The organism is Thermophilibacter sp. (genome assembly GCF_966187215.1).
In genome coordinates this window covers 1-8,502 of sequence record NZ_CBIFYV010000099.1, presented here as the reverse complement: position 1 = coordinate 8,502, position 8,502 = coordinate 1, and the positions used below count along the sequence as shown (strand labels likewise).

The window sequence follows — 8,502 nt, the reverse complement described above, 5'->3', positions numbered from 1 at the left end:
GCGAGCGTAGGCAACTCACAGCATGCGGGAGGCCTCCCTATTTGTCACCCTCGGGGCGTAAACAACGTCTTGGCACTGAACACCTAGCGCTCCAGGCGCGAGAGACGCCGCGCGCAGGGGCCGAGCACCCACCACGCGAGCGCCGCGCACTCGACCGCGAACAGAGCGATCGCGAGCGCCAGCGCGCCGCCGGCCGGCAGCACGGCCCAGTGCGCGCCCGCCAGCAGCGCGAGCGCCGGCAGCGCCTCCACCACGGCGCCCACCACGATGCCCGCGAACACCATGAGCGTGGCGCCGCCGCCCTTGACGAGCTGCGCCTCGCTGTCCCAGTCGAGCCGCGGGAAGAGCGCGCCCAGGCCCAGCGAGAGCAGCCCCAGCGTGGCCGTGGCGCCCAGGTAAATCACCACCAGGCACGCCCCCGACGCCGCGGGGACGCCCAGCACCACCAGCGCCGCCACGATGAGCACCAACATCGGCACCGTTGAGAGCAGGTACGGCGACACGAACTTGGACAGCAGGTAGGCGCCCCAGTCCATCGGCAGCGCGCGCAGGAAGAAGAAGTCGTCGCCGTCGCGGCTCACGCCCATCGTGAACGAGTACGACGAGAAGCCCATGAGCAGCGAGAATCCCAGCACACCCACCGCGCACCACAGAAGCTCGACCGAACCGAGCTGGAACGTGGCCGCCAGGGAGCGCACCAGATCCAGCAGCGCGGCGGGGTCCAGACCCGCCTCCTCCGCCTGCGAGACCCCCATGAAGCCGCTGGCCACGAGGATCACCACGAAGTAGAGCGGCATCAAAAGCGAGCTGAGCACGAACTGGTTGAAGAAGACCGGCACGCGCGTCATCGTCTTCCAGTCGCGCGCGAGGTTGGCGGCCAGCGAGCCGCGCGCGGACGTGGCGCGCGTGAGCTCGGCGCCCTCCACGCGGCGGCCGCGCTTGGAGGCGCCGCCCTGGAGCGACTGGACGCCCTCGAAGTACCAGCGGCGCGCCATCAGCGCGAGGAACCAAAAGTAGAGCCGTGTCGACACAACCATGCCGCACAGCCCCACCACGACGTCGGACGCACCGCCCACGAGGACCTGGCGCGCGAAGAGCGTCGGCGGGCACAGGAGCCCCATCACGACCATCGGCGCGCCGCCCGAGAGCAGCTCGTCGGCGCCCGCGGCCAGCGTCATGAGCCCGTCGCCCCGCAGCGCGAACTGGCTGCCCGCGCCCACGCCGAGCGCCAGCACCACGATGATCGCGCCGAAGACGCGCGAGAAGCGGTCCTTGTCGTGCGCCAGCCGCGAGAAGCGCATGACGGGCACGCACACGAGCATGAGCGCGAGGTTCACCGCCAGCGCGCAGATCAGGTACGCCGCCACGGACAGCACCCAGCTGCCCACCGGCGCGCCGTGTGCCACGAGGCACCCCACGCCGGTCGGCGCGAAGATGAGGTCGCCCAGAAGCGCCCCGCCCAGAAAGACCGCGAACTTCGCCCACATCACGCTCGGGGCCGAGAGCGGCAGCGTGAGGTAGTAGGTGAGGTCGCGCGAGAAGTACAGCGTGTTTACGGCCGTGTAGAGGCCGGTGAGGACCGTGATGGTCACGACGCACACCGCCGACAGGCTGAAGGCGGCGTACGGGCTCACGCCCAGCAGGCCCATCCCGTAGCCCATCATCGCGAACATCGCGGCGAGAAGCACCATCACCACGGCAATCCCCACCTTGCGCAGCACCGCGCCCGCGGCGCCGGCCATCCCGCGGCGCTGCGGGGCGTCGTCGCCGCCGAGGCCCATGCCCGTCTCGTCGGTGCTCTTCTCGCCGCGCACGATCACGCGCAGCATCACGCGGAACTGCCGCCAGGAGAACGCCTGGGAAGCCGTGCGCGCCATCTAGCGCACCCCCTCGGCGTCGTCGCCCCTCCCCGCGTCGCCCGCCGCGAACGGCGAGCTCTCGGAGGTGAGCTCGAGGAACATCTCCTCGAGCGAGCCGTTGGACTTGAAGTGCTCGCGCATCTCCTCGACGGTGCCCACGAAGAGCAGCTCGCCGTGGGCGATCACGCCCACGCGGTCCACGACCTTCTCGGCCACGTCGAGCACGTGCGTGGAGAACAGCACCGTCTTGCCCGCGTCGGCGTGGCGACGCATCGACTGCTTGAGCAGCCACGACGCCTTAGGGTCCAGGCCCGTCATGGGCTCGTCGAGGATCCACACGGGCGGGTCGGGCAGGAGCGCGCCCATGATCATCATCTTCTGGCGCATGCCGTGGGAGTAGGACTGGATCTGGTTGTCCAGCTCGCCCTCCATGCCGTACTCGCGCGCGAGCGCGGCGGCGCGCGGGCCGCGGACGTCCTGCGGGACCTCGTAGACGTCGGCGATGAAGCGCAGGAACTCGTGCCCCTTGAGGCGCAGCAGGTGGTCGGGCGAGTCGCCCACGTAGCAGAGGCCGCGCTTGGCGGCGAGCGGGTCGGTCGCGACGTTCACGCCGTCAAGTTCGATGGTGCCCGAGCTCGGGGCGAGCACGCCGGCCAGCATGTTGAGCAGCGTGGACTTGCCCGCGCCGTTGGGACCGAGAAGGCCGAAGATCTCGCCGCTCTCTATCTGAAGCGAGAGGTCGCGCACGGCCGCGGTGGCCCCGCCGTCGTAGGACTTGGTCACGTGGTCGATCCGAATCATGGTTCTCCTGTCGTCAGACCGTCATAAGGCCGGACCATTCTACGCTAGGAGAACCCCCCCCCCTGCAACGTTTTATGTGACATTCCGGTAAGGGGGACGTAAGCCCGGCGACGGTCGGGGGACGCATGGCAGCGGGGACGGGGCGCGACTCAGCCACGCCCCTTCCCCGCTCGTCGCGTCGCCGGCGCGCCGTTACGCCTCCGGCAGGACCTTCTCGAGGTTCTCGCGGATGATCGAGCAGGACCGGCGCATCGCGCGGCGCTCGTCGTAGGAGAGGTCGATCTCCAGCACCGCGTCCACGCCGGTGTCGCCGATCACGCACGGCACGCCGACCGAGATGCCCGACTCGCCGTACTCGCCGTCGAGGTGGGTGGACAGCGGCACCACGCGCTTCTCGTTGTGCAGGATGGACGTGACGAGCGTGGCCACGATCGAGGCGATGCCGAACTCCGTGCAGCCCTTGCCCGAGATGATCGCGGCGCCGGACTCGCGCACGCGGCGCATCACGTCGTCGAAGTCGATGTTGTCCACCACGTCGTTGCGCAGCGACAGGTACTCGCGCAGGCCGATGCCCTCCACCGAGATGCGCGAGGTGGGGATGAACATCGAGTCGCCGTGCTCGCCTATGCAGAACGCCTGGATCTGGCGGCTGCCCACGTCGATGGTCTCGGAGAGCACGCGGCGCAGGCGCGCGGAGTCGAGCGCGGTGCCGGTGCCGAAGACCTGGTTGCGCGGCAGGCCGAGGCTGCGGTACAGGTACTCGGCCACGATGTCGGCCGGGTTGGACACGCTGATCAGGATGCCGTGGAAGCCGGACTCCCTGAGGGGCCCCACGATGCCGCCGAGCACCTTGATGGTGCCGTCGAGCATCTGAAGGCGGGTCTCGCCGGGCTTGCGGCTGCGGCCGGCGGTGAGGATCACGAAGTGGGCGTCCTTGCAGTCCGCGTAGTCGCCCACGCGGATGGTGAAGGAGTCGCCGAGACCCGAGGCCAAATCGTCGAGGTCGAGCGCCTGGGCGCGCGCGGCGTCGCTGTTGACGTCCACGAAGACGATCTCGTTGACGAGGTGCTGGAACATGAGGCACAGCGCCACGTGGCTGCCCACGCGGCCCGCACCGATGATGACGACCTTGCGGGTCCTGATGTCCGGATCGTGCATGCTGCTCACCCCTCAGTCTCGGGCCCGCCGCGCGGCAGGCCCCAAATCTCATCGAAATCCCACCACATTCTAGTCAGCGGGCGGCCCGTTCCGCCGGCCGGTCGGGGAACGGCGGGCAACGGGGCGCCCAAGAGGGACCCAGGCGGCGAGGGGCATGACGAGAAGGGCCCAGACGGCGTCGCTGCCGTCCGGGCCCGGCGCGCTAGTCGCGCGTGAGCTTGCGGTGCAGGCGGTGCGGGCGCGACGCGTCGGCGCCCAGGCGCCGCTCGCGGTCGGCCTGGTACGCCTCGAAGTTGCCCTCGAACCAGTGCCAGCGGCCGGGGTTCTCGTCGTCGCCCTCCCAGGCCAGGATGTGCGTGGCCACGCGGTCGAGGAACCAGCGGTCGTGGGAGATGACCACCGAGCAGCCGGGGAACTCCTCGAGCGCCTCCTCCAGGCTCTCGAGCGTCTCGACGTCGAGGTCGTTGGTGGGCTCGTCCAGGAGCAGGAGGTTGCCGCCCTGCCTGAGGGTGAGCGCGAGGTTCAGACGGTTGCGCTCGCCGCCGGACAGCACGCCCGCGCGCTTCTGCTGGTCGGAGCCCTTGAAGCCGAAGGCCGCCACGTACGCGCGGCTCGGGATCTCGGCGTCGCCCACGCGGATGTAGTCGTTGCCGCCCGAGACGACCTCCCAGAGGGTCTTCTCGGCGTCCAGCCCCTCGCGCATCTGGTCGACGTAGGAGAGCTGCACGGTCTCCCCCACCTCGAGCGTGCCCGAGGTGGGCTCCTCCTGGCCGACGATCATCTTGAACAGGGTGGACTTGCCCACGCCGTTGGGGCCGATCACGCCCACGATGCCGTTGCGCGGCAGCGAGAAGGACAGGTCGTCGATCAGCACGCGGTCGCCGAAGCTCTTGCAGAGGTGCTCGGCCTCGAGCACCTTGGCGCCCAGGCGCGGGCCCACCGGGATGTGGATGTCGGTGAAGTCCACGCGCTTGGAGGCGCGGGCCTCGGCCTCCATCTGCTCGTAGCGCTCGAGGCGCGCGCGGTTCTTGGCCTGGCGCGCCTTGGGGCTCGAGCGCACCCAGGCGAGCTCGGCCTTCATCTTCTTGGCGCGGCGCGCGTCCTGCTGGCTCTGGGCCTCCAGGCGCGCGGCCTTCTTCTCGAGGTAGGTGGAGTAGTTGCCCTCGTAGGGATAGAGCTGGCCGCGGTCGACCTCGCAGATCCACTCGGCCACGTCGTCGAGGAAGTAGCGGTCGTGCGTGACGGCCATGACGGCGCCGGGGTAGCGGTGCAGGAACTGCTCGAGCCACAGCACCGACTCGGCGTCGAGGTGGTTGGTAGGCTCGTCCAGAAGCAGCAGGTCGGGCGCCTCGAGCAGCAGGCGGCACAGGGCCACGCGGCGCCGCTCGCCGCCGGACAGCACGCTCACCGGCGCGTCCGGGTCGGGGCACTGCAGCGCGTCCATCGCCTGCGAGAGCTGGCTGTCCAGGTCCCATCCGTTGGCGGCGTCGATCTCGTCCTGGAGCTGGCCCATCTCGGCCATCAGGGCGTCGAAGTCGGCGTCGGGGTCGGCCATCTCGGCGCTCACCTGGTTGAAGCGCTCGATCTTGGCGAGGACGTCGCCGAAGGCCTGCTCGATGTTCTCGCGGACGGTCTTGTCCTCGTCGAGCGGCGGCTCCTGCTGGAGGATGCCCACCGTGTAGCCCGGGGAGAGGCGCGCCTCGCCGTTGGAGACGTCCTCGAGGCCGGCCATGACCTTGAGCAGCGTGGACTTGCCCGCGCCGTTGGGGCCCACCACGCCGATCTTGGCGCCGGGATAGACGCCCACCGTGACGTCGTCGAGGATGACCTTGTCGCCGACGGCCTTGCGGGCGCGGTTGAACATGTAGACGAACTCTGCCATGGGGTCTCTCGCCTCTCTGTGCGGGGAAACTGCGTGGTGCGTCCCCATCTTACGCGAGGCCCGGGTCCTCCCCAAGGGAAACGGGCCGTCTCCGGACGGTCCCCATGACCGGGGTCCCGGAGACGGCCCGCGCGCGGAGGCCCGGATGGCATGAGGCCCGACGCTACTCCTTGTCGAGCTCCGCGTTGATGAGGCCAGCAATCGCCTTGGGGTCGTCACCCTCGCGCACGAGGCGCTTGAACTCCTCGTTCATCAGCAGCACGGCCGTCTTGGAGAGCAGGCGCAGGTGCGTGGTGCCCGCCTCGGCGTCCGGCACGAGCAGCGCGACGGCGATGTCGACGGGCTTGCCGTCGAGGCTCGGCCACTCGAGCGGCGTCTCGTTCTTGAACACCACGGCGGCGGCGCGCTTCACGGCGTCGGTCTTGCAGTGCGGGATGGCGAAGCCCTCCATCATGCCGGTCTGGTCGATCTCCTCACGCGCGAGGAAGCCGGCGTAGACCGCGTCGGCGTCGTCGGCGGCGCCCAGCTCCACGGAGTAGTCGGAGATGATGCGCAGGGCCTCCTCGCGCGTGGCGGCCGTCTGGTGGAGCAGGACGTTCCTCTCGCTCACGAAGTCGCTCATGGGGTCTCCCTTCGGTTCTGAATGTGGTCGCGGAAGAAAAAAGGGGCGGGCGCCGGGGTCGGCGTTCCCTGCTGCCCGACAGCATTCGAAGACACTGCCGTGAGGCCTAGGCCTGGGCGGTGACCTTCTTCCAGTCAGCCTCGAAGCTGGCCAGGCCCTGGTCGGTCAGGGGGTGCTTGAGGCACTTCTTGAGCGCGCCGAACGGCACGGTGGCGATGTCGGCGCCGAGAAGGGCCGCCTGCGTCACGTGGTTGGGCGTGCGGACCGAGGCGGTGATGATCTCCACCTGGTCGTCGACGTTCTTGCCCGTCCAGTCGTAGTTCTTGACGCAGGCCACCACGTCGGCGAGCTGCGAGATGCCGTCCTCGGCGATGTCGTCGAAGCGGCCCACGAACGGGCTGATGTAGCGGGCGCCGGCGTTGGCGGCCAGCAGGGCCTGCGGGGCGGAGAAAACCAGCGTCATGTTGACGCGGACACCCTCGGAGGCGAGCTGGTGCGTGGCGGCGAGCGACTCGGCGCAGATCGGCAGCTTGACCACGATGTTGGGCGCGAGCGCGGCGAGGCGACGGCCCTCAGCGATCATGTCGTCGGTCGTGGTGGCGGTGGACTCGGCCGAGACCGGCAGGCCCTCGCACATCTGGGCGATCTTCACCATGTGGGGCTCGAAGTCAGCCAGCTTGCCACCGGTGCGCGCGTAGAGCGACGGGTTGGTGGTGACGCCGGCCAGGCAGCCCCAGGAGAGCGCCTCGCGGATCTCGTCGAGGTCTGCGGTGTCGATGAAGAACTTCATACTGCTTCCCCTCCTTGCGTACGGGTGGATGATGGAACCAGTCTACCCCAGGCCCTACAGGCCGAGGGCCTTCTCGATGCGCGTGGTGACGCCCTTGAGGTTGAGGCCCACGACGTACTGGCGCAGCGGGCGCTTGATGTGCTCGACCACGAAGCGCTGGCCGTCGATGTCCTGCGTCGCGAGGTTCTTGTAGAGCTTCTCGATCTCGGCCTTGACCTCGGGGTCGTTGAACACGTAGTGGCCCGAGATGTCCAGGATCTGCAGCGACAGCTCCTTGTTGCCGAGGATGTCGTCGACCTGGAGGTTGACGTCGTCGCCGGTCATCCACTTGCGCCAGCGCTCGGTCTTGATGGCCTTGACGAGAAGGACGTCGTGGAGGTTGGACGGGTCGTCGCACAGGCCGTTGTCAACGAGCAGCTGCTCGACGTCGCACAGCTTCAGGTACGCGCGGGTCTCCTCGGTGCCGTACTGCGGGGCGACGTTGGAGGCGGTCACGTGGGCCGGGATGTGCTCGAGCAGGGTCACGTCGTCGAGGTAGTCGGCGTTGTGCTCCTTGAGGCCCACGCCGTAGCGCTTGGCCATGTCGGCCAGCTCGCGGGCGTTCTTGTAGTTGTAGTGTCCGACCTGCTCGGTGAGGCGCGTGAGGGTGCCGGTCTGGCCGACGATGAAGGTCGGCATCGGGCAGCCGCGCTTCTCGAGCTCGGGCTTGAGCTGGGAGATGAACTCCTCGTACTTCTCGGTGGAGGTCAGGCCACCGTTGGTCTCCTCGGTGCCCACCTCGTAGGCGACCTCGGGGAGGTCGTGCTCGCGGCGGTACTTCTCGAGGTAGTCGATCAGGTCGACGGTGCGACGCAGCACCACGTCGAGCGGGATGACCTTGCCGATCTGGTAGGGGTCCTTGGTCGGGTCGACCATGAGGAGGTCGAAGCCGGCCTCCATGTCGGCGACGAAGGACTTGCGGGCGAGCTCCATGGCCTCGTCCTCGGGGAGGTGCGCGTTGCGCTCCTCGTCACGCTGCCAGGGGCCGCCGTGGTCGCGGCAGAGGTAGTACGGGCCGTCGTAGCCCACCTCGTCGGCGACCTTCTTGATGTCGGCCGCGAAGCGGACCTGGTCCCAGCCGTTGACGTAGCCGGCACCGAACTCGTCCATGTCGACCTGGTTGCGCGACGCGATGAACATCAGGGGGAAGTCCTCGTCCTTCGCGAGCTCGAAGGCCGCCTGCAGCAGGTTGGGCGACATGGGCCCGATGCCGAGCATGGTGGCGTGATCACCGGTGTCCTGGAGCTTGAGCATGCCCTGGACAGCCTGACGGATGGTGAGCTTGGACATAGTTGCGATCCCTTTCTGGCGGCGCGGGCGCGTCGCCCTACGGAACAGTGAGACCTTGGGG

The 8,502-nt window shown here is 69.0% G+C and carries 7 protein-coding genes; all 7 read right to left on the bottom strand.

All coding sequences use genetic code 11. The features are described 5' to 3' along the window. Positions 1-83: 83 nt before the first annotated feature. Positions 84-1,877, bottom strand: coding sequence for a putative ABC transporter permease subunit (locus ACWTSU_RS08025; protein ID WP_455139524.1), 1,794 nt, complete (start codon positions 1,875-1,877; stop codon positions 84-86). Next, positions 1,878-2,660: an ABC transporter ATP-binding protein gene (locus ACWTSU_RS08020; protein ID WP_455139522.1), complete on the bottom strand. Its 783-nt coding sequence runs from the start codon at positions 2,658-2,660 to the stop codon at positions 1,878-1,880. A 192-nt stretch (positions 2,661-2,852) separates the two neighbouring features. Further along, complete coding sequence (locus ACWTSU_RS08015; protein ID WP_455139520.1) at positions 2,853-3,818, bottom strand: L-lactate dehydrogenase; 966 nt, start codon at positions 3,816-3,818, stop codon at positions 2,853-2,855. A gap of 202 nt (positions 3,819-4,020) precedes the next feature. After that, a complete protein-coding gene (ettA, locus tag ACWTSU_RS08010; RefSeq protein WP_455139518.1) occupies positions 4,021-5,700 on the bottom strand; it encodes an energy-dependent translational throttle protein EttA in 1,680 nt (559 codons plus the stop codon). A 163-nt stretch (positions 5,701-5,863) separates the two neighbouring features. Then, entirely contained in the window at positions 5,864-6,322 is a 459-nt protein-coding gene (locus ACWTSU_RS08005; RefSeq protein ID WP_455139516.1) for a PTS sugar transporter subunit IIA, read from the bottom strand. A 106-nt stretch (positions 6,323-6,428) separates the two neighbouring features. Next, complete coding sequence (locus ACWTSU_RS08000; RefSeq protein ID WP_455139514.1) at positions 6,429-7,112, bottom strand: transaldolase family protein; 684 nt, start codon at positions 7,110-7,112, stop codon at positions 6,429-6,431. Between the two features lie 54 nt (positions 7,113-7,166). Beyond that, positions 7,167-8,441, bottom strand: coding sequence for a class II D-tagatose-bisphosphate aldolase non-catalytic subunit (locus tag ACWTSU_RS07995; RefSeq protein ID WP_455137324.1), 1,275 nt, complete (start codon positions 8,439-8,441; stop codon positions 7,167-7,169). Positions 8,442-8,502: the final 61 nt, after the last annotated feature.